The following is a 21,276-nucleotide window of genomic DNA, read 5'->3' as shown; positions in this document are numbered from 1 at the left end:
CTGGATCCAGCTCAGCGGCGGGTGTCCACGCGGTGGAAGTTCTTGTAGGCACGGCTGGGCGTCGGGCCACGCTGGCCCTGGTAGCGCGAGCCCGCTTCGGCCGAGCCGTACGGGAACTCGGCCGCGCTGGTGAGCCGGAACAGGCACAGCTGCCCGATCTTCATGCCGGGCCACAGCGTGATCGGCAGATTGGCCACATTGGACAGTTCGAGGGTGATGTGCCCGGAGAAGCCGGGGTCGATGAACCCGGCCGTGGAATGCGTCAGCAGGCCGAGGCGGCCGAGCGAGGACTTGCCCTCCAGGCGGCCCGCGAGGTCGTCGGGCAGCGTCACCAGCTCGTAGGTGGAGCCGAGGACGAACTCGCCGGGGTGCAGCACGAAGGGGTCTTCCCCTTCCTTCTCGACCATCGAAGTCAGCTCGTCCTGCTGGAGCTTCGGGTCGATGTGGGTGTACTTCGTGTTGTCGAAGACCCGGAAGAAGCGGTCGAGCCGGACGTCGATGCTCGACGGCTGGAGCATCGCCGGGTCGAACGGCTCGACCCCGAGGCGTCCGGCGTCGAGTTGGGCGCGGAGGTCGCGGTCACTGAGCAGCACGGGGCCAGCCTAACGGGGCAGTTCAGGAGACGCGCATGTGCTGGGCGTAGCTGCGGTCGGGCGCGAAGATCCGGCCGAGCCTGCGCACGTAGGTGCGGCGACCGGCGCGCCCGAGCCTTTCCTGGAGCGCGGTGGCGCCGGGGATGAGCGGGCGGACCGTCTCGGCGGCGAAGTTCACCGCGGCCGCCACGAGCACCGCGCTCTGGGCGACCGGATCGTTCGGCAGTTCGAGGAAATCGGCGTTCGCCTTCCCGAGCACCAGTCGGCTGATCGAGGAGTGCACCCGCACCGAAACGTGGGACAGGACCTTCCCGACCGCGCCGCGGCCGTGCCCGATCTGCGCGTGGGCGTCCAAAAGCGCCTTCGCGAGGCGTTTCGAGTCCTCGTCGGGGATGAACTCGGTGCTCGCGAGCAGCCACAGCATGCGCCAGGCGTCGTCCTCGTTCGCCGGGAGCAGCTCCTCGTCGACACCCATCAACCAGCCGACGTAGCGCCACAGGTGCAGGATGTCGCCGCGCTCGCGCTCGGTGTAGCGCACCCCGAGCAGCTGGGTGCCGAACACGAAGACCAGCGAAAAGAGCAGGAGCGTGCCGGTGGTCTGCACTTGGTTCACCGGACGGTCCCAGTTCGCGTAGTCCCAGTCCTCGCGGCCGTTCATCGCCGCGCGCACGTGGGCGTGCACGAGCCGCACCCGCAGCGCGGAGGCGTACCCGCGCTCGCCGTGCCGCAGCTTGCCGGGCGTGGTCACGTCGATCCACCACGTGGCCGTCTCGACCAGCCTGCGGCTCGCGTTGTACTCGATCTCCCCGGTTCCGACCAGCGCCTTCGTCGCCCGCGACGCGAGGTACCCGCCCATCAAGGACATGTCGCCGAGCGGGAACAACCCGAGCAGCCCGGTCCGCGTGATCGCCCGCGCCCCGCGGTCGACCCGGTCCTGGTCGACCCAGTACGGCGTGGCCTCCACGTCGTGGAAGAAGGCGACAAGCTCCTCCGGCGGCTCCTCGACCCGCTCGATCCCGTGCTCCAGCGCGTACTCGAAAAGCTCGCGCCCCTCACCCCTCGGCAGGCGACGGATCATCGCGACCACCGCGTCCGCCCGCGGATCCTCGGCGCCCGCGAACCGCCGCAACCGGCGAACCTGCCGCTCGTCGCCGCGGATGTCGCCGGGGAAGGCCAGCTTGGAAGCCAGCCAGAACCCGCCCTGGCGGAACAACTCGGGATCGGGCAACCTGCCGTCGACCATCGCACTCACCTCGACAACGAGTGTTGTCAGTTGCGACTGAGGCGTCAAGGGGCTCGCGTGCGGGGCTGCGGCGGGGTTGTGTATGCTGGCGACGCACTGCGGATGTAGTTCAATGGTAGAACATCAGCTTCCCAAGCTGAATACGCGGGTTCGATTCCCGTCATCCGCTCTCATGCGAAAGCCCCAGGTCAGTGGATGTCCACTTTAGGCCTGGGGCTTTCGTCTTGCTCCGTCAATTCTCCGGCCGGGCCATTAGCGGGCCATTAACCGACCGGCACGGGTTGGACACTCCCGCCGTCATCCGGCTCGTCGTCCTCGTCCCCAGCTGCGCCGTTGCGGTGCTGGTCGACGAGATCGGACAGCTTCGCGGCGATCTGCTTGTCGGCGTCGCTGGTCGCCCGCTGGTAGATCAGCGCCGCCCGCATGTCGTCGTGGCCCATGCGCGACATCAGGTCCTTGGTCGACGTGCCCGCCTTGGATGCCCAGATGTTCCCAGCGTGACGCAGATCGTGGAAGTGCAGGCCCTTGAGCCCCATCTTCGTCACCACCTCGGTCCACTTCGTTCGCTGGCTGAAGTTCGGCCGACGTACGGCGTTACCCGCGCGCTCACCCGTGAACAGCAACGCCGTCTGCTCCGGCTTGACGAAGGTCTCAAGGTGCATCACCACGTCACGCCGGATTGCCGCCGGAATGATCAACGTCCGGACCCCCGCACGCGACTTCGGCGGGCCGATGACCAAGCCACGCCCCGGAACCTCGACCAGCGCCCGCGACACTCGGACCCAACTACCGTCCTCAGCGACGTCACACCGCCGGAGCGCGGACACCTCACCCCACCGAAGCGAGCCGAACGCGGCCAGCAGCACGAGCACCCGAAACCGCTTCGGCATCCTGCCCGCCAGGTCGAACACCTGGGCCACGGTCAGTACCGGCCGTTCTTCCGCGTTCTCCCGGTCAGCCCCGCGCACTCGGCAGGGGTTGCGCTGCAAGATCTTGTCCTCTTCCACCGCCGTGTTCAGGATCGCGCGCAACAGCCGGTACGCCTTGGCCGTGACCGACTCCGACACTCCGGCCGCCAGCCGATCAGCACGCCATTGCCGGACAACCGCCGTCGACAGCCTGCCCAGCTCGACGCCGCCGAGATCCGCTTCGATGTGCTTCCGCAGAAGCCACCGGTACAGCTCGACGGTGCGCGGACGAAGGCCTGGCCGTTGTGCGATCCACTGGCCCGCATAATGCCCGAGGGTGACCTTCGCTCGTTCAGGGTCGATCCACTCACCTTTCATGATCTGCGTTTCGGTCACCGACAGCCATCGTTCGGCCGCCCGCTTGCTGTCGAACATGTTGGGAGCGCTACGAATCTGACCGTCCGGCCCCGGATAGCGCGCCTGCCACTTACCGGATGCCCGCTGGCGGACGTTGCCAAAGCCGCGGTGCCCTTGCTTGTTCGCCATCTCAGGCCGTCCTTCCGAGATCACGAAGCACGGATGCCTGAGTGATCGGCTCGACTCGACCGGCCTGGACGAACTCGTCCAAGTCCGTAACGGCCAGACGGACGTGTACGCCGACCTTGTGAAACGCGATACGTCGTTCAGCGATAAGCCGACGCACGAACCGGACGCCCGTGTTCAGGTACTCGCCCGCCTCTTGGACTGTCAGGTAGTTCTTGTGCACGATTCGCCTCCAGTTCCTACGCAGCCCGCCGAGTTGCCGAAGTTTCGAGCGGAGCGCCTGGTGGGGTTCCGGCCGCGAGCAAGGCCCGGTCGTATTCGGCTTTCCAGGTGATCCGTTCGGCGATCGCGTGCATGATCAGGTGGTCGCGGGGTGGGAGGTTGGGGTCGTTGGACTCGACCTTGCGCCAGGACAGCCGCGCCGGATCGGGTTGCGGCTTCTCGATCCCGATCTCGGCCAGTGCCCGCGTGACGAACGCTTTGCGGTCTGCCTTGTGGTCGCCGAGGGTTTTGCCGGACCACTTGCGCGACACCAGCACCCGCCGACCGGGCAAGCCGAGCGTGGCGCGCCGATGAGCCCGCCCCTTGCAGTGCCCCGGCGTGGTTTTCGCGGTCGCGCCTTTGGGTTGGATGCCGTAGAGCAGCCAGACCGCGCACCGAGGCGAACACGGCGTGATGGCCAGCTCCGCGTGCAACCGATCGTGGTGGTCGGCCAGCCGCGCCGAGTCGGCCACCACGACCTCACCCGTGGACTTCGTGAGGTACTTGGTCAGGTAGCCGATGTGCCGCCCGGATTCCTCGGTTCCGCCGAGGATGCCCTTGGAGTGCACTTGGCGGCCGAAGGTGACCACGTGCGCCGGGTTCTCCACGGCTTCTACCGCGTCGTCCCAGTCCGTCAACGCGTCCCCGGTTTCGGGGTCCACAAAGGACTTGTCGCGCATGTCCCACACCGGAAGCCGATCCGTGTAGACCAGTTCATCGTGGTTGGGCCACCACACTTGGTGGTAGGTGGCGTCGGTGACCATCCGGATCGTGTCGTGCGAGATGGCACCCCGCACGGCCGCGTGCAGGTGCGGAGCGGTCCGCTTCTGCGGTTCCACGGTGGCGAAGTACTGCACATCCCAGCCCACGACCCGGCGCAGGTTCTGCCACCACCGATCCACCAGCGCGGAAAAGTGCACCGCGTCCCGAGCAGCCCGCCGATAGTCATAGGCAGCGGGGTTCACGGGCGAGCCGTCACCGCGGACTGGGCCGTAGGAGTCGCAGGTCAGCGTGACGAACATGGACGGCCGGAACCGTCCGGCGTACTCGCGGCCCACGGTGGTCTTCGCGACCTTCCGCCGAGGCAGGTTCGGCGCGTCCTGCCGCCGTTTCGTCGAGCGCTTCACCATCCGACGGTTCGGTGCATCCAACGACGGGAGACGGCCGCGCAGGCCGAGTTGCCGAAGTTCCGCATCGACCGCAGCGACCTCTTCCCGGATCTCGTCGGCTTGGGTCTGGCCCTGCTCGTCGAGCTGGTCTGTGCCGGTGAGTTCGCGGTAGCGGGCGACGAGATCGGCCCGGAACTCCAGCAGGTCCGTATGGCCCTCCGACGGTGGCTCAGCAGGCAGGGTCTCCGGTTCGGTGTCGCGGTGCCAGCCCTCCCGGCATTGCTGCTGCCGCAGTGCCTTGGCCTTGCGGGCACAGGGCAGGCACACCGATTCCACCGTCGACCCGCACGGCACCGGCACGAACCGCAGCTCTCCCGTGTCGTTGTCGGCGACTTCCATGGTGAACGGCCGGGTGCACACCCCGTGCTTCTCCGCCGTCGCTTTCACCACGTCGGCGGCCAGCGGGGCGCGCGGGGTCCGGCAGACGGCAGCGGGCACCGACCCAGCCTCAGGCACCGATACCGCCGAGCCCGCCGCCGGCTGCCTGCTGGACGTAGCCGTCTTCTCTTCGGACGTCATCAGGCAGCCACCTCCCCGCGATCGATCCAGGCCCGCAGCGCGAACACCGGCATCTCTTGCCGCTGATTGACCGGCAGGTCCGGAAAAGTGGCGTCGTCGAAGTCCGTGCCGCCGAACACGCGAACCCGGACACCGGAAGCCAACCGGCCGATGATGTCCAGGTGCACGGAATCGCCGCTAGGAACGCGCCACAGCTCCGCGGACACGTCATCGAGGGTCTTTGCCCAGGCCAGCAGCGTTTCGGCCAACTCCGGCAGCGTCGAAGGATTCACGTGCACCGTCACCGGGGGACGGTCCCCGATGCCCTTCGCCTCCGCGACTATCGACCATGCCGGGGGAAGAAGGTGCGCGTCGAGGTGGTCACGGATGTTGTCCAAATAGGTCATGACGGTGTCCATCACGCAGCCCTCCCGCCGGTCGTGTTTTCGTTGCGCACAGCCAGATCCACCATGTGTGTGCCGCCGTTGGTGATGTAGTTTTCTAGTGCTTTGACGGTGTTGTCGGAGGTCCAGCCCGCGCGGATGCGCAGGGGTTCGCGGAGTCCTTCGCCCCAGACGTAGCCGACGCCGGGGTCGGTGATGCGGTTCGCCCAGGCGCCGCGTTCGTAGGCGCCGTCGCCGAGGACCATGCCGATCTGGTTCTTCGCCGTCACTTGCAGGCACGCCCGCCGGGTGAACAACTCCCTAACGGGAACGGTGTCTTTCGTGGGTTCCTGGACGTAGCCGCGCACGGTCATGCCCAGGGCGCGGCCTTGGGTGTTGAGTAGCGCGACCCGTTCCACAATGGCTTCACGGGTTTTGCGGTCGGTGTACTTCGTCAACGCGCCGATCTCGTCGAACTCCAGGACTTCCAGGGGGTGTTCGGTGGAGATCGGCACGGTCCGCAACCGCCCCGCGAACTCGCGCTTACGTCCTTCCATGACCTCGATCAGGGCGTCGAGTACTTCGAGGGCTTCCTTGCCGGTGGCGCCGTAGCGGGCGAAGATCCGGCGGCCGTAGGACAGTTCCATGCCTTTCGGGTCGATCCCGGAAAGCCGGATCACTCCCGCCCGGATGGCAGGCGCGGCCGAGACGAGCGGGGACCACATGAGCGAGTTCTTGCCCGACCCGGAGGCGCCCGCGACGAGCAGGTGAGCGCCAGGTCCCATCAGCGGGACCGTCCAGTCCGCGCCGTATTCCGTGCGCCCAGCCCACACCCGCCGCAGATCCACACCGTGTGACTGCGCCCCGCCGAGGTCCGGGAGCGCTTGGCAGGCCACGGGGGAGGTCAGCAAATCGCGGCGCTGGAAATCGATGGACACCACATTGGGGGCCAGCTCCCGGACTTGGCAGCGCGACACCTTCCGCGCCGACGCCAACGCCCGCGCCGCGTCGTCGACATCCTCCGGGGTCTGGCCGGGAACGAGTTCGACCCGGACCTCATCCCAGGAGGCCCCGGAGCGGACGCCGAGGATGCGAGGCACCGCCACCTCAGGCGAGGACCCCGCTGTGCGGGAGGTGAGTGCGCGTCGACGTCGGCCGACGAGGTTGACCGTGACCTGAACCGGGGTGGTCTCGTCGGAGACCGCGAGGCCGCAGGCCCGCAGCCATGCGGGGAGCTTGCGGCCGTAGAGCGTCCAGCGCAGCCACCAGGCCCGCAGATGACGGCCGCACCAGTGGTCGAACCGCACCGGTGCGACCGCGCGCCACACCACCAGCGGAAACGCCACGCACGCCGCGGTGACCACCAGCGAGACCCAGCCCAGCCACGTGCACCAGGCCCACGCCGCCACGAGCGTGAGGGTGGTTCGCCAGCGGGTGACGAGCTGGCGGCCCAGCCACACCACGGCCCGCACGGCCGCCGTCAGGGCGAGGCCGAGGAGCGCGAGTGCGGCCAGGGCTTCCAGGACGGTCGCGAGGGCTTTGCCGATCTTGTGCAGGACCCACACCGCCACCGCCAGCGCGGCCAGGACGACGATCCAGGTACCAGGAGAGTGGAGGTTCATCGCGCACCCCCGCCGGACACGGGTAGCGGGGACCGCTTACCGAATACGGCGGGCATTCGGGTGACCCCGCCTAGCGCTGGTTGTTTACTGTCGTTTATGGTTGCCATTGTTCACTTCCAGTGGACGGGCACAGAAGCGGTGAAAAGGTTGGTAGCCAGGGAGCCGCTTCTGTGTTTTAAGGTCAATTTCGAGTGTGTGAAGACGTGTTTGTATAGCGCACGTCCCCACGTGCTTTTTCGGTTCTCGTTTTAACTTGTCGTGCTGTTTGGGATCACCACCACAGCCGTTCCGGGGGAAACTCACCCGACGCGGGACGCCGGACCAGTGGCGGGAAGTCGACGATCAACCGGCCGAGCGCGAGCAGCACCACGTCTTTGCGGTGCACCTCCAACGCGTCCGCCAGCCGCACCAGCGACACCAGATCTACCGGTGGCGCGGTCACGCTCTCCAGCACCGTCACACTGTCCGCGGAGTAGCCGGATCGTTCAGAGACATCCGCGATGCTCAGGCCGCTGTTTTCCCGAATCGACCGGAGCCGATCCCCGAACCGGGCCCGAGGCTCTTGCTCGAACTCGAACAGCTCAGCGCAGCCGAGGCAGTCCGTCGACAGCACCAGCGATCCCAGCGAATACGGATCAGGACGCGCGACAGTCACGATTCACACCCCCGCTGCCTGTTTCTGGTCCTGAACGTGCCGGTAATCCTCCAGCGCCAAAATGACGAGGTGACGAGCCGATACCTCCAGCGCGCCCGCGAGATCCACCAGCGTCGAGATCTTCAATTGCTGCGTGTCGCTCCGCTCCAGAACACTGATGTAGTCCCGCGACAAGCCCGCCCGCTCAGCGACTTCACGTTGCCGCAGGTGCATCTTCTTCCGCATCCGCCGCAGGCGATCGCCGAACGACACCGTGACCTTGTCGTAGGTGATGAACTTGTACATCTCCCCGCACGCCAGGCAATGCCCCGGATTCCCCACCACCGTCATCACCGCGTCACCTCCCTTCCTGAAGCATCGGGTGCCAGGCTCACTCGCCGCGTTCGGCGAACATTGCCTTGGTGTCAAAGAAAACGATCATCTCGTCAGCGCCGTCGCGGAGCTGGCGAAGGAACCGCACGAACTCCGGCCACTCCGCCGAACCACGAGGCGCCACGATCGCCAGACTCTCCGAATCCAGCGTCATCACCAGCGCCGCCTGGTTCACGTGTCGGCCGACGTTGCGCACCTCCGCCACCGCTCCCGGGCCAGGGGTCCACGTCCCTTCGAACGCCATGACTCTGTCCTTCCTCGCTCTCGGCGTGCTTGCTCCAGCGCTGCGCCTGTTCCTCGAACGTCTCGGCCGCCGCCGTCACCGCCGCGAGCAGCCACCACGGCATACGGCCCTGCGCGGCCAGACCTCGCCACGCCGCCGCGACATCCCATGCCGCGACCGCCATCTCCGCTGCGCTGATGTTCGGCTGGTCGTATGCCGCGCCGTACTCGCGGTATGCCCGCTTCCACGCCTCTTCGAGCGATGGTGGGGCGAAGACGACATTGCCGTTTCTCGGCGGCACGGTCGTCATCACGCGGCCTTGGCCGTCGACTCACCAGCGCTCGGGCTGGCAGTTTTCGCCGACTTCTGGGCGCCCCCGCTGGCAGCGGCCTTGAAGCCGGTCGCGCGGAAGGCGTACGACTGGTACTTGTATTCGCCCTGGCCCGCGACCTTGGGCTCCGCGGTCAGGCCCTCCAGCTCGATCGGCCGCATCCCGGGCAGGGCTTCCGCCGTGGTCGGGACAGGCTGGACGTCAGCCAGCAGAGTGATAGGGAACGACGCCCGCTTCGGGTTCGTCTCGCCCGGGTCGGTGACCGTGCCCTTCCACTGCCGCTTCCCGGTCAGCTCGTCGACCCGCTGCCGGACCGGCCGACCGGAGGCCCTGTCTTCCTTCGATTGGTATTCGGTGTCCGGCGCGACCTCGCCGACCAGCACCAACCCGTGCGGGAACGCCTCGCCGAAGTCGATCTCGAACCGGTGACCCTTCTCGATTGCCATCGTTGTGTCCTTCGCCTCGTATGCGGTGCCCCCTCGCCGGGGCCTTGGTGGTTAGCCCGTCTTGGGCAACCTCGTATACGAAGTTAAACCTCGTATGTGAAGCTGTCAACATACGAGGTTCATGGCACGATGAACCGCGACGCCAGGAGGAGCCATGACAGAGCTGATCTTCGGAGACCACCCGGACTTCCCGCACAACGACGAGCCGCGCTACAAGCAGATCGCCAAGGAGTACCGGCAGAAGATCATCGACGGGCAGCTCCAGGACGGGGAGAAGCTGCCGAGCGAGGCACAGCTCTGCGAGATCCACGACGTCTCACCCATTACCGCGCGCTCCGCTATGCGTCTGCTGCGTGAGTGGGGCTTCGCCAACGGCGTGAGGGGCAAGGGGGTGTTCGTCCGCCGCCTGCACAAGCTCACGCGCATAGCTCCGCTGCGCTACTTCCGAGGCCAGGAGGCCCGCACCTACGTCCGCGAGGCCGAAGCCGCGAACGTGGAGATGAACGTCGAGCACCGCACCACCAAGACCACCGCCCCCGCGAACATTGCCGAGCGGCTGGGTATCGACGAGGGCGACCCCGTGACCTGCACCCGCTACTTCATCCGCATGGGCAACCCGCCCCAGCCGGTCACCAGCAGCCACGCCTGGGAACCCCTCGCCCTCACCGGCGGCACCGACATCGAGCTACCCCACGAAGGCCCGCACGCCGACAAAGGCATCGTCGACCGCTTCCGCGAGATCGGCCGCCACGTCAACCAGGTCGAAGAACGCCTCGACATCCGCACCCCCACCGCGGAAGAGGCCAAACTTCTCGACATCCCAGCCAACCGGCCCGTCGTCCAGATCACCCAAACCTTCCGCGTAGCCGACCGCATCGGCGCCGAAGACGACCTCGCCGTCGAAACCGCCGACATCCTCTTCCCCGCCGACCGCTACGAACTCCGCTACGTCATGGACGTTCGGTAAAGATGGCCTCTGAGTAGGGCCGACAGATCGACGCCAGAGGCGCCTGCCGCCGACACCGTGATCGACTTATCACGTTTATGTTGCGCTGAGTGAACTGTTGTAACAGGTTCAGCCTGGGAACCGTCTTGGCCAGCAGGGCTCTTCTTGACCAGTCAAGTAATGCATGTATGTCTGCTGCCGCCATGTAGCGAGCGCTGTCCCGTTCATGGTAACGGCTACTTCGGGACATGGCGTTGTCTTGTAGAGCACTGACCTGGTGTCAGAGGTTCATCCGCATGGACCTGTAACAGAGCCACCTCACCTGCGATCATCCACAAGTGAGTGTCACCCGATGGGTGGATTAAACCCTGTCAGGTTGCAGGTTGTGGGAGTTAGAAGGTGGCGTGAGTACGGTAGAAGAGGAACCGGAAGAACTGGCGCCGCTGCGTGGCGATTTGGCCGACACGGCCTCCATGGAAATCCTCCAAATCGGCTATTTGCACGCTGTTGCAGCAGCAGCGAAATGCAGCATTGCAACTCCGCAACCTGACAAAAGGCTAGACTGGATTATCACCCACCAATCAAGTGCTCATACCGCTGGGGATAATGAAGCCACGCTAAAAGTTGCCCTGAAGTCTACAACCCAAGTCGCCGCCAATCCCACGGGTGGCACATTTCCTTTTACGATAAAAAACGATCATCTGGAGTATCTTAACTATAGCGACCCGATCGTGAATCGTATTATGGTAGTTATGCTACTGCCGCCCGATATCGATAATTGGATACGTGCGAGTGGTGACTATCTCGAACTTCGGCACTGTTGCTATTGGGTCAACCTTTCTGGATTTCCGATTAGCGGCAAAGGGCGCACCACGGTGCGTGTTCCAGTTGGTCAAGTATTCGATGATCACGCCTTGTGCGGTATCATGGCGTGCATTGGATCCGGAGGTAGGCCGTGACCGGCTTTGTCGATTTGAGCGATTCACTCGGACGAGTTACGCCTTCCGTGCTGAGTGCTGCTCTAAGTAAATTCGGCTGGCGCTTGGTTGGCGGCAAAGATGGCTTGTACTCCCGGTGGACCTATGGCGATGATCGCTCTACTCGTATACTTATTCCACTCGATGATTCTAAGCCTGACTTTAGCGAACTGCTTACCGATGCAATCTCGTCATTAACTGCATTTCATACTGATGCGGCCCAGCGGGTGCTTCGTGCGCTAGCGGCGCGCCCTGGAGATGAACTAAAATTCCACAAAGATTCTGATGCACCAACTGGCACAATCCGTTGGGACTCAGGTCAAGGACTTATTCAATCTGCCAGCAATACTTTAATTGCATCAGCGAAAGCGTCAAGTGATCGACGCCCTGCCTTTAGAAACTCCAACTGGTTCATCGCGCGAGAATTTCTTCAGTCAGTATTGATGGGGCAGACTGAGATTGGCAGTTACGTAGTCACAGCTTACGCACCTCCCGATCAAGAGCTTTTCGAACGCGAAAGCCAGAAACGAACGGTCGCTCGTCGATCTTCAGCGGGTATCCATACTGGTCGTGAAGTCGTCGAAGTTATGACTGGAGCGTTGCAGGTAACTCGTGAAGTAATTGACCAGTACCACGATTCAGGTCATGTTGAAGAATTTGACGCCGCTGTTGAACATGGCGTATCGAAGGAACTTGCAGTTGCCGTGCAAGGTTTGGTCAAGGATTCTGACGGCGCTTCGATCAAAGTGGAATGGAGCAGGGACTTTGATGCGCTTCTTGTTCCAGAATTATCAATACGTACGGGAACAACTGAAGTTGAGTTTTCGCCAACTGACTATCCGATTCTTGAACGAGCATCCATCCGACTCGGAAGCGCAACCGACAGTTTGTTTGTAACTGTTGTCGGGTCAGTGGAAGTACTCACTAGAAAAGTTGGCTCTGTAGGTGTTGTTGCAGTCAATGTATTGCGTGGCACATCGGCCAAAAAAGTAAGAGTCCGTCTTCCTGCGGAAAGCTATGAAATAGCATTAGAAGCGCATCGACGGATGGATGCGATCAAAGTTACTGGTCGTCAGGAACGTAGTGGAAACTACTACTGGTTGTATGATGCGCACAATGTTGAAATCGTCGAACTCTACAACGACGATGATGGCACGCAGGGGCGTCTATTCGAGTAGTATCTTCGGACTCGACGTATAGATTCGTATCAGTTTGGAACGTCTGCCGAATTTCGCTCTATGGGATCAAGGCGCCGCCGCCGTCGGCGCGCCCGTCACCTTGCGTGCGGCGCGCCCGCCCGAGTGCGACACGACGACCTCCCGCTCCGCTCCGGCCGTCGGCCGCCGGGCAGGCCCGCCGTCACGCAGCAGCGCGAGGCGCGCCGCCGAGGGGGAGCTATGCCGCCGAGGCCGACTTCCCAGCCCGTCACGCGTGGCGCCCAGCCCTGCTAGCCCTTCACGACCCGCCCAGCCGAGCGCCACGCACGCCGACCGTATCGACAGCGGTTGTCAGAACCCAGCCCTGAGACCCGAACGAAGGACGCGGTGGTCACCGGGGGTCCCTCGCTTCTCAGCGTCTAACGCCGGGCCGACCGCATCAAGGCGGGAAAGCGTGCCTTGACACGGCCGACCCAGCGCTAGGGATCGGCGGGGGCGAGGGGAACGGGGGAGAGCAGGCACAAAGCCGCAGGTGAGACGGGGTGCAGTGGGCCATTAACGGGCCATTCGAGGGGGTCAACCAAGGTCAGCCGCGGCCATCCTGAGCGAGCGTCACCCGCAGGTCAGGGGCACTTTCCAGCATGATCACCCTGGTTCCCAAGCTGAATACGCGGGTTCGATTCCCGTCATCCGCTCCAATAGATGTTCAAGCAGGCCAGACAGGGTGCCTCCTATCGGAGGCACCCTTTGTCATTCGCCTCAAAGCTGGCAGTTTGCCCGCCTGCGCGGGTTGCGCTGGTGCCCCACTCGGGCCAACTGAATGTCACGAATCCCAACGCCCTTCTTGAGGGCACCGTCCGCGCCCGGCGCTCACCCAGCCACCAACAGCTCGAGCCAGCCAGCTCTACAGCGCCGCTTACCACGAACCACCGCCAGGCATACAAAACACTGCAAGGCAACCGATCTGCCAAAACGGAATAACCGGGTATTTCGACAATGAACGTGGGGAATACGCGCGACATCACATCGCAAAGACCGCAAACAATTGACGAAGACCGTAGCCGTCGATGACCAACCGCGCTAGCATCGTCACGCTCCGCATGTCACGAGGGGGACGATAATGGCTGGTTTCTTCCAAGTCGATGTTGACGCACTGCAACGGTTCACCACGTCGTTGCAACAGTCTCGCGAGCACATGGAAACCGCGCTCAACGCACTGAGGTCCACCGGCGCCGGTCAGGTCGGCACAAAAGACCTCGACGAGGCAGCCGACGACTTCCAAGACCGGTGGCGCTACGGGCTCGGGCAGCTCAAAGACAAGATCACCCACACCAACGAAGGCGTGGACAAAGCCCACCACGCCTACCGCGAGACCGACGACCAGCTGGCGAAGGCGCTCAAGCAACTTGCCGACGGCATGCCCGGAGCGACGGCGTGAGCGATCACGAGTACCCGAACCTCGGGTTCAACCCCGTGCCCGGTATGCCGGACGCGGTGGAATCCCTGCACACCAACGTGAACTCCGCGGTCACGTCGATGGGCGAAGCCAACGGCCTCATGACTCGGCTGCGCAACGCCAACGACTCCGTGTGGCAGGGCAGTGCGGGTGATGCGTTCCGGCAGCACTTCAACACCAGCCTGGCCGATGACCTGGACCACTCCCACCAGTCGTTGACCAAAGCCGTCGAGGTCATCCGCGGTTGGCACACCGACCTGCTGTCGTTCAAGGACACCGCCACCAAACTCGAACACGAAGCCGCCGCCGCGCGGCAGCAACAGCAACAGGCCGAAACCGCGCTACAGCAGGCCAAAGCCAACCCAGACCTGAAACTCGCCGACCAGCAGTTCAGCGACGACACCGCACTCCAGCAGGCACAGACCAGGTTGAACGCCGCGGAAGCCGGGATCCGCAACGCCACCACCGCAGCCACGACGGCCGAGGACACGCTCAACGACGTGATCCGGCGCGCGAAAGAGCTGCAAACCCATCACGAGGACACCGCGCGCAACGCCGCGAAAGCCCTCAAGGACGCCACCCACGACCTCGCGCCCGAAAAGCCCGGTCTGTTCAGCCGCATGTTCCACTCGTTCGTCGACGCGGTGAAATCCGTCGGCGACTGGGTGAAAAACCATCTCAAAGACATCCACGCCGTGCTCTCGACCATCTCCGCGGTCGCCGGTCTCGTCGCGCTGGTCACCCCACCACCCATCGACGCCATCGCACTCGGCGTGTCCGTCACCGCCGGGGCCGGAGCGTTGGCCACCGATCTGGGCGACCCGAAGTTCCGGCACAACATGGGGCAGCTGCTGACCGGTCACATCAACAAGGAAACCCTCGGCACGCTCATGACCGGAGCAGCCGACATCGCCAGCGTCATCCCCGGCATCGGCGTCGGGGCCAAAGCGCTCCGCAGTGGCGAAGCCGCCGCGGAAGGCATGACCGGCGCGGCCAGGATCACCGATCTGGCCTCCACCGCCGCACATCAACCCGGCCTGCTGGTCAAAGGCATGGACAAGATCAACCCCCTCACCAAACTCGGAGAACTGGGCCAGACCGGGAAGATCGCCGAACAGGCCAACTCTTTCGTCGACAAGATGCTCACCCCCGCCTTCTCCAAGCTCGGCGAAGCCGGTCAAGCCATCGAAAACGTCGACCGGCTCAACTTCCTCTGGCGTGTCCGCGGCGTGGGGTCCAACATCAAAAACGACATCCACCAGGCCACCTCATGACCGACATGACCACCATCCTCGACAACGACACCGCCGACGCCAACACCCCGGTATGGGTCGCGATCCCACCCGGCTACGTTCCCCTACCACTGACCGAAGCCACCGAGCGGCTCGACCAAGCCCGCACCATGCTCACCGAAGTCGCTGAGGTCGATCAGCGCGCCCTCATCGACGCGGTCACCGGCGCCTTATCCGCTTTGCTGTCCCAGCTCGACGCGACCGGCGCGCTCTACTGCGGCATCGGCCGACACACCGCCCCCGACGACTCGATCGTCACCTCCTCGCTGGTGGTGTCCTACCTCGAATTCGAAGGCACCCGTAACCCGCGGCTGGTACTCAGCGATCTCGTGCACGCCAAAGCCGACGCCGGCCAGCACGCCCAAGTCGACATCATCGACGTCGCCGAACGACCCATGCTGTTCCTCGAACGCACCCGCCAACTCCCCACCCCGCACCTGCCCGGCCAACCCGAGTTGCCCGACGACGCGACCAGCCCCGTGTTCCAACTCGAGGCCCACATCCCCTCCGACGCGGGGGACAAACTCGCCACCATCGAATTTTCCACGCCCCACGAATCGCAAGGCCCGCAGTTTCGGGCCATGGTCCTGGCCATGGCCTCCTCCTTGTCCTTCGAACCCCCCGCTGTCTCCGATGACGTCAGCACCAAATTCGAACAGGTACTCGGCTGACCATGACCATCAACGTCCCCATCCGCCCCGGCGCCGCACTCACCGACCCCGGCACCCGCCAATTCGTCGAAGACACCATCCTCAACGCCAGCTACGACGTGATCACCCGAAACTCGTACATCCCAGACCGGGCCTACAACAAAGAAGGCATCGTCAACATCCTCGCCAACTTCCCCTGGCGCACCTACACCTACAAATTCGGGCGCTGGCAACGCATCCCCGTCCTGCAAGGACACATCACCTTCTTCCCTTCGTGGCGAGCCTGGGAACAGAAATTTCATTCGATCATGCTCACCGATCCAGACACCGGCCGCGACATCGCCGAACTCAACGGGATGGCCAAACACGTGCAACGCCCCGGCGGAACCCTGCTCTTCGCCGGTGACCCGCACTACGCTGGAGTGATCGACAGCACCACCACCAAAGGCAAACGCGCCTTGTCCATCGTCGGCAACATCCGCCTCATGGGCGACCCGGAGAACCGTATCGACGTCGCCAACAAGGCCAAAGAAATCACTAAAACCCTCACCCCCGGCCACCCGCCCAACGTCCGCCTCTACGACCCGTCCCCGAAATACACCCAACACCTCGGCCCCTGGCTGGCCGACCACCCCGCCAAACCCGGTTAAGCGGCGCCGATACCGGCGAGCAGCTACTGAAGACACCGGTCAGCCACTGGTCACACGCCGTCCGTCGCCGGGTCAGTGCCGGTTCACGGCGGCCTCGCATACTGTGAGGGCAAGCCTTTTCCCTGATCAGGAGGTCGCCGCGTGCGAGAGCTGTCCGAGTTGCTGGAGATCGCGCGGAGTGCGGTGGGGATCGGCGACCGGCTCATGACCACGGCCGAGCGCGGCGAGGTGCACGAGAAGGGGGATCGCGACTTCGTCACCGATCTCGACGTGCGGGTGCAGAAGGAGATCCGGGCCTACCTGGAGAACGCGACGCCGGACGTCGACTTCCTCGGTGAGGAAGAGGGCGGCGGCGCGCTCGATGAGGCAGCCGAGTACGTGTGGGTGCTCGACCCGATCGACGGCACCTCCAACTTCGCGCACGGGTTGCCGCTGTGCGCGTGCCAGCTCGCGCTCGTGCACCGGGGTGAGCCGGTGATCGGGGTGATCGCGGCGCCGTTCCTCGGCAAGCGCTACCACGCGGCGAAGGGGCTCGGCGCGTTCTGCGACGGCGAGCCGATCCGGGTCAGCGAAAACACCGATCTGAAGCGTGCGATCTTCTCGCTCGGCGACTTCGGGATCGGGTCCGCGTCCGCGGCGAAGAACGAGCTGCGGTTCGCGATCATTCGTTCGCTCGCCGACAACGTGGAGCGCGTGCGCATGTTCGGTTCGGCCGCGCTCGATCTCGCGTTCGTCGCCGAGGGGCGCACCGACGGCTGCATCGTGCTCGGCAACAAGCCGTGGGACACCGCGCCCGGGGTCGTGCTGGTGCGCGAAGCGGGCGGCACGGTGATCGACCGGACGGGTGCGGCGCACACCTTCAGCTCAGCGGAAACCGTTGCGGGCGGGGCGAAACTCGTCGACCGGCCGGATTTCCGCGAGCGCACCGGGCTCAGCTGAACCAGCCCGCGGCGTCCAATCGGAACCCGTCCTCCGGGACCATCGCGCGCAGCGCGTTCTCGAGATCGCGCACGCGTTTCGCGCCGAGTTCGCTGACCCAGCGCGCGCGCAATCGGTCGAAGATCCGGGCAGACCGGGAAAGCGCGTCGATGCCGCGCGGGGTGAGGCGGATCAGCTTGCGGCGCGCGTCCGCTTCGTCATCGACGCGTTCGACGTAGCCGAGCGTCGCGAGGCGGTCGGCGGTCTTGCCCGCGGCCTGCTTCGAGATGCCGAGCCGTCTGCCGACTTCGCTCGCGGTGGCCCCTTCGAGGCCGACGGCCTGCATCGCGAAACCGTGCGCGGGCCGGACGTCCGGGTGCCCCTGCTCGGCGAGTTCGGCGTGCAGCTGGTCGATCAGCGAGCGAAAACCGCCGAACAGCAACAAGGGCAGCTCGAAGCCCTTGCCAGATTCGACAACCTGGTTTACGTTTTGGTCAACCATGTTGTCGAGTTTACCCCGAAGGAGCGCTCATGTTCGTGAAGCACACCGTGGAGTCGGCACCGGCCGGAGCGCGCCGGTTCGTGGAGGCGACGGTCAAGCACCGCGGCTACTTGCCAGCCGCGGTCGGGCTGCTCGCGTCGTCACCGCACCTGCTCGAAGGATTCCTCAAGGTCAGCGCGCTTTTCGAGGCGTCGACGCTGGATCCGCTCGCCCGCGAGGTCGTCATCCTCACCATGGCCACGCGCAACGGGTGCCATCTCTGCGTCGCCATGCACACCGCGAGACTCACCGAACTGGACGCCGATCCAGCCACCATCAGCGCACTGCGAAACCAGGAACCCCTCGAAGACGAACGCCTCGAAGCGGTCCGCGCGTTCACCATCGCCGTGCTCGGAACCACCGGAGACGTCTCGGAACGGGAACGCGAAGCCTTCCTCTCACACGGGTACACACCGCAGAACGCGCTCGAAGTCGTACTCGGCATCGGCGCCTACACGATGTCCACCCTCGCGAACCGCCTGACAGGAGCGCCGATAGACGCGGAACTCGCGCAGTACGCCTAAGGTCGGCGAACGTTCTCCGGCGCGCACGTCATCATCCACAGCCGCGACACGCGTTCTACTTCAGGTGCGACGACACCGAACTGTGAATCTACTGTGGACGGTCGTCGACCTCGGGTGAGGCGAAACGGTCGCCGAGGCGGATCAGCCTGGCACCAAGGCTTTCGGCGAGGGCCACGGCGTAGTCGCCGATCCGGACCGCGGCCTGGTCCGAAAAGCGGGCGGTGAAGCACGCCGCCTGCTGGGCCAGGTCGTCGGTGCGGTCGGCGGCCCACTCGGCGGCGTTGTCCAGCTGACCGGCCAGCCTGCCGCTGTGCCTGGCGGCCTGGTCGCGCAGGTACTCTTCCGCCCAACTGGCGAGTGTCGGCACGATCGCTCCTTTCACAGCATTCCCGCCCGCCGCCAGATCGCGACGCTCGGGCCGCCGATGAGATCCGCTTCGCGCAGGAACCGTACGAGCCGCCCGGCGGCGTCGGTCAGCACCTCGCGCCGGTGCGGGTTGGTCCGCGCGGCCTTCGCCGCCTCGCGCGGCGGCAGGCCCGCTCGCTCGTACACTTCGCGCCTGGTCAGCAGCGTCGACAGGAGCAGGGCACCGATCGCGACGACGTGCCTGCTGAACTCCTTCTCCGCCCGGTTCGCCCGCTGCAGCCGCCGGACCAGGTCCTCCCGCGCGTAGCGGACGTGGCGCGCTTCCTCGGTCACGTGGATCCGCATCACGGCGCGCACCAGCGGCTGGATCGACTCGTCGTGCAGGTGCTCGCGCTGGATCGCGTCGAAGATCTCTTCCCCGATCAGCGTCGCCACCCACATCGGCGCGCCGCGCAGGATCAGCGGCAGCGCGTGCGCGGGGACCTGCAGCAGCGGGTGGTTGCGGTACGGACGCTCGCCGACGCGCTCGATCAGCATCGCGAACATGGTGGAGTGGCGGCATTCGTCCGCGGTTTCGGTCAGCGCGTACTGGACGTGCCTTGTGGTCGGGTCCTTGCGGTAGGACATGCGCAGCAGCAGCTGCATCAGGATGATCTCGAACCAGATCCCGACGCTGACCGTGTTCACCATTTCCTGTTTGGACAGTTCGACGCGCTGCTCGTGCGACATCCGGTCCCAGATCCGCGTGCCGTAGAGCGACACCGTGCGCTCGGGGATGAACAGCTTGCCCTCGACCAGCGGCGCGTCCCAGTCGACGTCGACTTCGGGGTCGTAGGACAGCTTCGCGCTGGACCGCAGCAGGCGCTCCGCGGTCGTCTCCCGGTCACCGATCTTCGGCATGGACACCTCCTGAGGCGGTCGTCACACAGGAAAACGCATGTAACAACTTTAGTCAAGCTGTAAAGCACGTATGCTTCGACGATGCGCAAGGACGACCTCCTCCAGCGAGCACTGTCGTCCGCCGTGCCCGGCGACGAAAACAGCGACCGCATCCTCGGCGCCGCGCTGGCGCAGGCGGAGGACTTCGGGCTGCGCCGGTTCACCGTCGACGACGTCGCGCGCCGGGTCGGGCTCTCGCGGGTGACCATCTACCGGTACTTCCCCAAGAAGGACCAGCTGCTCAACGCGCTGATCATGCGCGAGCTGCGCCGCTTCCTCACCAAGGCGGACGCGGTCATCGCCGCGCAGGCGTCCCCGGAGGCCAAGCTCATCGAGGGCCTGAAGTTCTGCGTGACCTTCCTGCGCAACCACCGCCTGCTCAACCGGCTGCTGCGCACCGAACCCGAGTTCATCCTGCCGCACCTGACGGTGAAGGCGGGCCCGTTCCTCGCCGCCGCCAGGAACTGGATCGCGGGGCTCATGCGCGCGGAGATCGCGGCCGGCCAGCTCGCCCTACCCGACGAAGACATCGAGGCCGCCGCCGAACTGCTCGCGCGCACCGTGCTGTCGCTCGTGCTCACCCCGGACACGGTGCTCCCGGTGGATTCCGCGGAAGGCCAGCAACGCCTGGCTGACCTCTACTTCACCCCGATCGTCCGCACGTTGCGCCCGTGAACTTCCCCCGCGCTTTCCCCATTTTTCACGTAGTCCCCGCGGAATCGGGCTAGGCTTCCCGGCAAGATCATTTGTCACTGGGGAATCGAAAAGGCTCACCATGCCAGCAGAACTGCCTGAACCCGTCGTCATCAACTACGACGACTCGAAGTCCGAACTCGGTGCGCAGGCGCAGAAGCTGACGCGCCTCATCCACGACGGCGTGATCCCCGGGATCGGCTTCTCGCTCGGGGTCGTCGACGTGGATCCCGGCCACTTTTCCCGTTCCCACACCCATGAACGCTCCGACATCGTGGTGTACATCGTCTCCGGGCACGCGGCGAGCCTCACCGGCGACGACCTCCGCCCCTCCTTCCACCGGCCGGGATCGGCGTGCTGGATCGGCGCGGGCGTCCCGCACGCCGCGGTCAACCTCAGCACCACCGAGCCGGTGCTCGGCATCGAATTCCGGACGGATCCCGCGTTCAACGACGACGTGCGGCCCCGCCCCGATCTGCAGTGGCTGGTGGAGCGGCGCGCGGCCGAGCTGCAGGACGGGTGGGCGGAGCTGCAGCGGCACACCGCGAGGACGGTGACCGGGCTGCGAGAGGCCTGGGAGCGGTCGGTGACCGAGAAGTTCCCCGCCTGGCGGCCCGAGAAGACCTTCGCCTGAGCGTCCGCCCCCGATCGGGCCCGAAAGGGCACCGGAACTGTCGTACCCCTCTGAGACGATCGACTCGTCGAAGAAAAGGGGGATACACATGAGCCGAGAAGCAACCGATCTCGTGCGGCTCTTCGAAGCCGACGGCCTCCCGGACGACTTCGACGGCGCGCTGACGCTGTCGGACCTCGTCTGGCTTTGGCTGGCGGAGGAGACCGTTCCGCGGTAGGCACCGAACCCGGTCCCCGGGGCGCGGCGCCCGGTTAGGATCTGACCCCAACCAGCCGAGGGGGACAGA

Annotated in this window: 26 protein-coding genes and 1 tRNA gene; 13 read left to right on the top strand and 14 right to left on the bottom strand. The window is 65.3% G+C overall.

What is annotated here, in order from left to right:
• Window positions 1-11 precede the first annotated feature (11 nt).
• A complete protein-coding gene (dcd, locus tag HUW46_RS20755) occupies window positions 12-593 on the bottom strand; it encodes a dCTP deaminase (RefSeq protein WP_215548844.1) in 582 nt (193 codons plus the stop codon).
• 22 nt (window positions 594-615) lie between these two features.
• Window positions 616-1,836: an oxygenase MpaB family protein gene (locus HUW46_RS20750; protein WP_215548843.1), complete on the bottom strand. Its 1,221-nt coding sequence runs from the start codon at window positions 1,834-1,836 to the stop codon at window positions 616-618.
• A 98-nt stretch (window positions 1,837-1,934) separates the two neighbouring features.
• On the opposite strand from HUW46_RS20750, the gene HUW46_RS20745 reads away from it, so the two are divergent.
• A tRNA-Gly gene (locus HUW46_RS20745) sits at window positions 1,935-2,005 on the top strand.
• 94 nt (window positions 2,006-2,099) lie between these two features.
• Here the strand turns inward: HUW46_RS20745 and HUW46_RS20740 are convergent.
• From HUW46_RS20740 to HUW46_RS20700, 9 genes are all read right to left on the bottom strand, one after another.
• Window positions 2,100-3,179, bottom strand: a complete 1,080-nt coding sequence (locus HUW46_RS20740; protein WP_254126380.1) for a tyrosine-type recombinase/integrase — start codon at window positions 3,177-3,179, stop codon at window positions 2,100-2,102.
• 112 nt (window positions 3,180-3,291) lie between these two features.
• A complete protein-coding gene (locus HUW46_RS20735; RefSeq protein ID WP_215548841.1) occupies window positions 3,292-3,510 on the bottom strand; it encodes an excisionase family DNA-binding protein in 219 nt (72 codons plus the stop codon).
• A gap of 16 nt (window positions 3,511-3,526) precedes the next feature.
• Complete coding sequence (locus tag HUW46_RS20730) at window positions 3,527-5,236, bottom strand: helitron helicase-like domain-containing protein (protein WP_254126378.1); 1,710 nt, start codon at window positions 5,234-5,236, stop codon at window positions 3,527-3,529.
• Window positions 5,236-5,520, bottom strand: a complete 285-nt coding sequence (locus tag HUW46_RS20725) for a hypothetical protein (protein WP_254126376.1) — start codon at window positions 5,518-5,520, stop codon at window positions 5,236-5,238. The genes HUW46_RS20730 and HUW46_RS20725 overlap by 1 nt, the downstream gene beginning before the upstream one ends.
• Window positions 5,521-5,633: 113 nt before the next feature.
• Window positions 5,634-7,220 carry an FtsK/SpoIIIE domain-containing protein gene (locus tag HUW46_RS20720; RefSeq protein ID WP_215548840.1) on the bottom strand — a complete coding sequence of 529 codons (1,587 nt, stop codon included), beginning with the start codon at window positions 7,218-7,220 and terminating at the stop codon, window positions 5,634-5,636.
• A 271-nt stretch (window positions 7,221-7,491) separates the two neighbouring features.
• Window positions 7,492-7,875 carry a helix-turn-helix domain-containing protein gene (locus HUW46_RS20715; protein ID WP_215548839.1) on the bottom strand — a complete coding sequence of 128 codons (384 nt, stop codon included), beginning with the start codon at window positions 7,873-7,875 and terminating at the stop codon, window positions 7,492-7,494.
• A 3-nt stretch (window positions 7,876-7,878) separates the two neighbouring features.
• The gene (locus HUW46_RS20710; RefSeq protein WP_254126630.1) at window positions 7,879-8,205 is read right to left on the bottom strand and encodes a helix-turn-helix domain-containing protein; all 327 of its coding nucleotides are present in this window, start codon (window positions 8,203-8,205) and stop codon (window positions 7,879-7,881) included.
• A gap of 40 nt (window positions 8,206-8,245) precedes the next feature.
• The gene (locus tag HUW46_RS20705; RefSeq protein WP_215548837.1) at window positions 8,246-8,491 is read right to left on the bottom strand and encodes a hypothetical protein; all 246 of its coding nucleotides are present in this window, start codon (window positions 8,489-8,491) and stop codon (window positions 8,246-8,248) included.
• 288 nt (window positions 8,492-8,779) lie between these two features.
• Window positions 8,780-9,247, bottom strand: coding sequence for a hypothetical protein (locus HUW46_RS20700; RefSeq protein WP_215548836.1), 468 nt, complete (start codon window positions 9,245-9,247; stop codon window positions 8,780-8,782).
• A 154-nt stretch (window positions 9,248-9,401) separates the two neighbouring features.
• Between HUW46_RS20700 and HUW46_RS20695 the strand changes: the two genes are divergently transcribed.
• The 8 genes from HUW46_RS20695 (at window position 9,402) to HUW46_RS20660 (ending at window position 17,314) form a co-directional block, all read left to right on the top strand.
• Window positions 9,402-10,214, top strand: a complete 813-nt coding sequence (locus HUW46_RS20695; protein ID WP_215548835.1) for a GntR family transcriptional regulator — start codon at window positions 9,402-9,404, stop codon at window positions 10,212-10,214.
• Window positions 10,215-10,597: 383 nt separating this feature from the next.
• A complete protein-coding gene (locus HUW46_RS20690) occupies window positions 10,598-11,152 on the top strand; it encodes a DUF4365 domain-containing protein (protein WP_215548834.1) in 555 nt (184 codons plus the stop codon).
• Entirely contained in the window at window positions 11,149-12,348 is a 1,200-nt protein-coding gene (locus HUW46_RS20685; RefSeq protein WP_215548833.1) for a hypothetical protein, read from the top strand. The genes HUW46_RS20690 and HUW46_RS20685 overlap by 4 nt, the downstream gene beginning before the upstream one ends.
• Window positions 12,349-13,447: 1,099 nt before the next feature.
• Complete coding sequence (locus HUW46_RS20680) at window positions 13,448-13,765, top strand: WXG100 family type VII secretion target (RefSeq protein ID WP_215548832.1); 318 nt, start codon at window positions 13,448-13,450, stop codon at window positions 13,763-13,765.
• 44 nt (window positions 13,766-13,809) lie between these two features.
• Complete coding sequence (locus HUW46_RS20675; RefSeq protein WP_215548831.1) at window positions 13,810-15,057, top strand: hypothetical protein; 1,248 nt, start codon at window positions 13,810-13,812, stop codon at window positions 15,055-15,057.
• Window positions 15,054-15,746, top strand: coding sequence for a hypothetical protein (locus HUW46_RS20670; RefSeq protein ID WP_215548830.1), 693 nt, complete (start codon window positions 15,054-15,056; stop codon window positions 15,744-15,746). The genes HUW46_RS20675 and HUW46_RS20670 overlap by 4 nt, the downstream gene beginning before the upstream one ends.
• A 2-nt stretch (window positions 15,747-15,748) precedes the next feature.
• On the top strand, window positions 15,749-16,375 hold the full coding sequence (locus HUW46_RS20665; RefSeq protein ID WP_215548829.1) for a hypothetical protein: 627 nt from the start codon (window positions 15,749-15,751) through the stop codon (window positions 16,373-16,375).
• 141 nt (window positions 16,376-16,516) lie between these two features.
• A complete protein-coding gene (locus HUW46_RS20660) occupies window positions 16,517-17,314 on the top strand; it encodes an inositol monophosphatase family protein (protein WP_215548828.1) in 798 nt (265 codons plus the stop codon).
• On the opposite strand, the gene HUW46_RS20655 is transcribed toward HUW46_RS20660, so the two are convergent.
• Window positions 17,307-17,795: a MarR family winged helix-turn-helix transcriptional regulator gene (locus HUW46_RS20655; RefSeq protein WP_215548827.1), complete on the bottom strand. Its 489-nt coding sequence runs from the start codon at window positions 17,793-17,795 to the stop codon at window positions 17,307-17,309. The genes HUW46_RS20660 and HUW46_RS20655 overlap by 8 nt on opposite strands.
• Window positions 17,796-17,824: 29 nt before the next feature.
• Here HUW46_RS20655 and HUW46_RS20650 point away from each other — a divergent pair, with 29 nt between their 5' ends.
• Window positions 17,825-18,358, top strand: a complete 534-nt coding sequence (locus tag HUW46_RS20650) for a carboxymuconolactone decarboxylase family protein (RefSeq protein WP_215548826.1) — start codon at window positions 17,825-17,827, stop codon at window positions 18,356-18,358.
• An 88-nt stretch (window positions 18,359-18,446) separates the two neighbouring features.
• Here HUW46_RS20650 and HUW46_RS20645 read toward each other — a convergent pair whose 3' ends face one another.
• Both HUW46_RS20645 and HUW46_RS20640 read right to left on the bottom strand, forming a co-directional pair.
• Window positions 18,447-18,725: a hypothetical protein gene (locus HUW46_RS20645; protein ID WP_215548825.1), complete on the bottom strand. Its 279-nt coding sequence runs from the start codon at window positions 18,723-18,725 to the stop codon at window positions 18,447-18,449.
• A gap of 11 nt (window positions 18,726-18,736) precedes the next feature.
• Window positions 18,737-19,624, bottom strand: a complete 888-nt coding sequence (locus HUW46_RS20640) for an AurF N-oxygenase family protein (RefSeq protein ID WP_215548824.1) — start codon at window positions 19,622-19,624, stop codon at window positions 18,737-18,739.
• Window positions 19,625-19,705: 81 nt separating this feature from the next.
• Here HUW46_RS20640 and HUW46_RS20635 point away from each other — a divergent pair, with 81 nt between their 5' ends.
• The 3 genes from HUW46_RS20635 (at window position 19,706) to HUW46_RS48770 (ending at window position 21,207) form a co-directional block, all read left to right on the top strand.
• A complete protein-coding gene (locus HUW46_RS20635) occupies window positions 19,706-20,338 on the top strand; it encodes a TetR/AcrR family transcriptional regulator (RefSeq protein WP_215548823.1) in 633 nt (210 codons plus the stop codon).
• A 100-nt stretch (window positions 20,339-20,438) separates the two neighbouring features.
• Window positions 20,439-20,990, top strand: coding sequence for a cupin domain-containing protein (locus HUW46_RS20630; protein WP_215548822.1), 552 nt, complete (start codon window positions 20,439-20,441; stop codon window positions 20,988-20,990).
• An 88-nt stretch (window positions 20,991-21,078) separates the two neighbouring features.
• Entirely contained in the window at window positions 21,079-21,207 is a 129-nt protein-coding gene (locus HUW46_RS48770) for a hypothetical protein (protein WP_256451436.1), read from the top strand.
• Window positions 21,208-21,276 lie beyond the last annotated feature (69 nt).

Origin of the sequence: Amycolatopsis sp. CA-230715, from assembly GCF_018736145.1 — a bacterium.
In the GTDB taxonomy this organism is placed as follows: domain Bacteria; phylum Actinomycetota; class Actinomycetes; order Mycobacteriales; family Pseudonocardiaceae; genus Amycolatopsis.
Note: the sequence above shows the minus strand (reverse complement) of the source record. Positions and strands in the feature narration are given on the sequence as shown.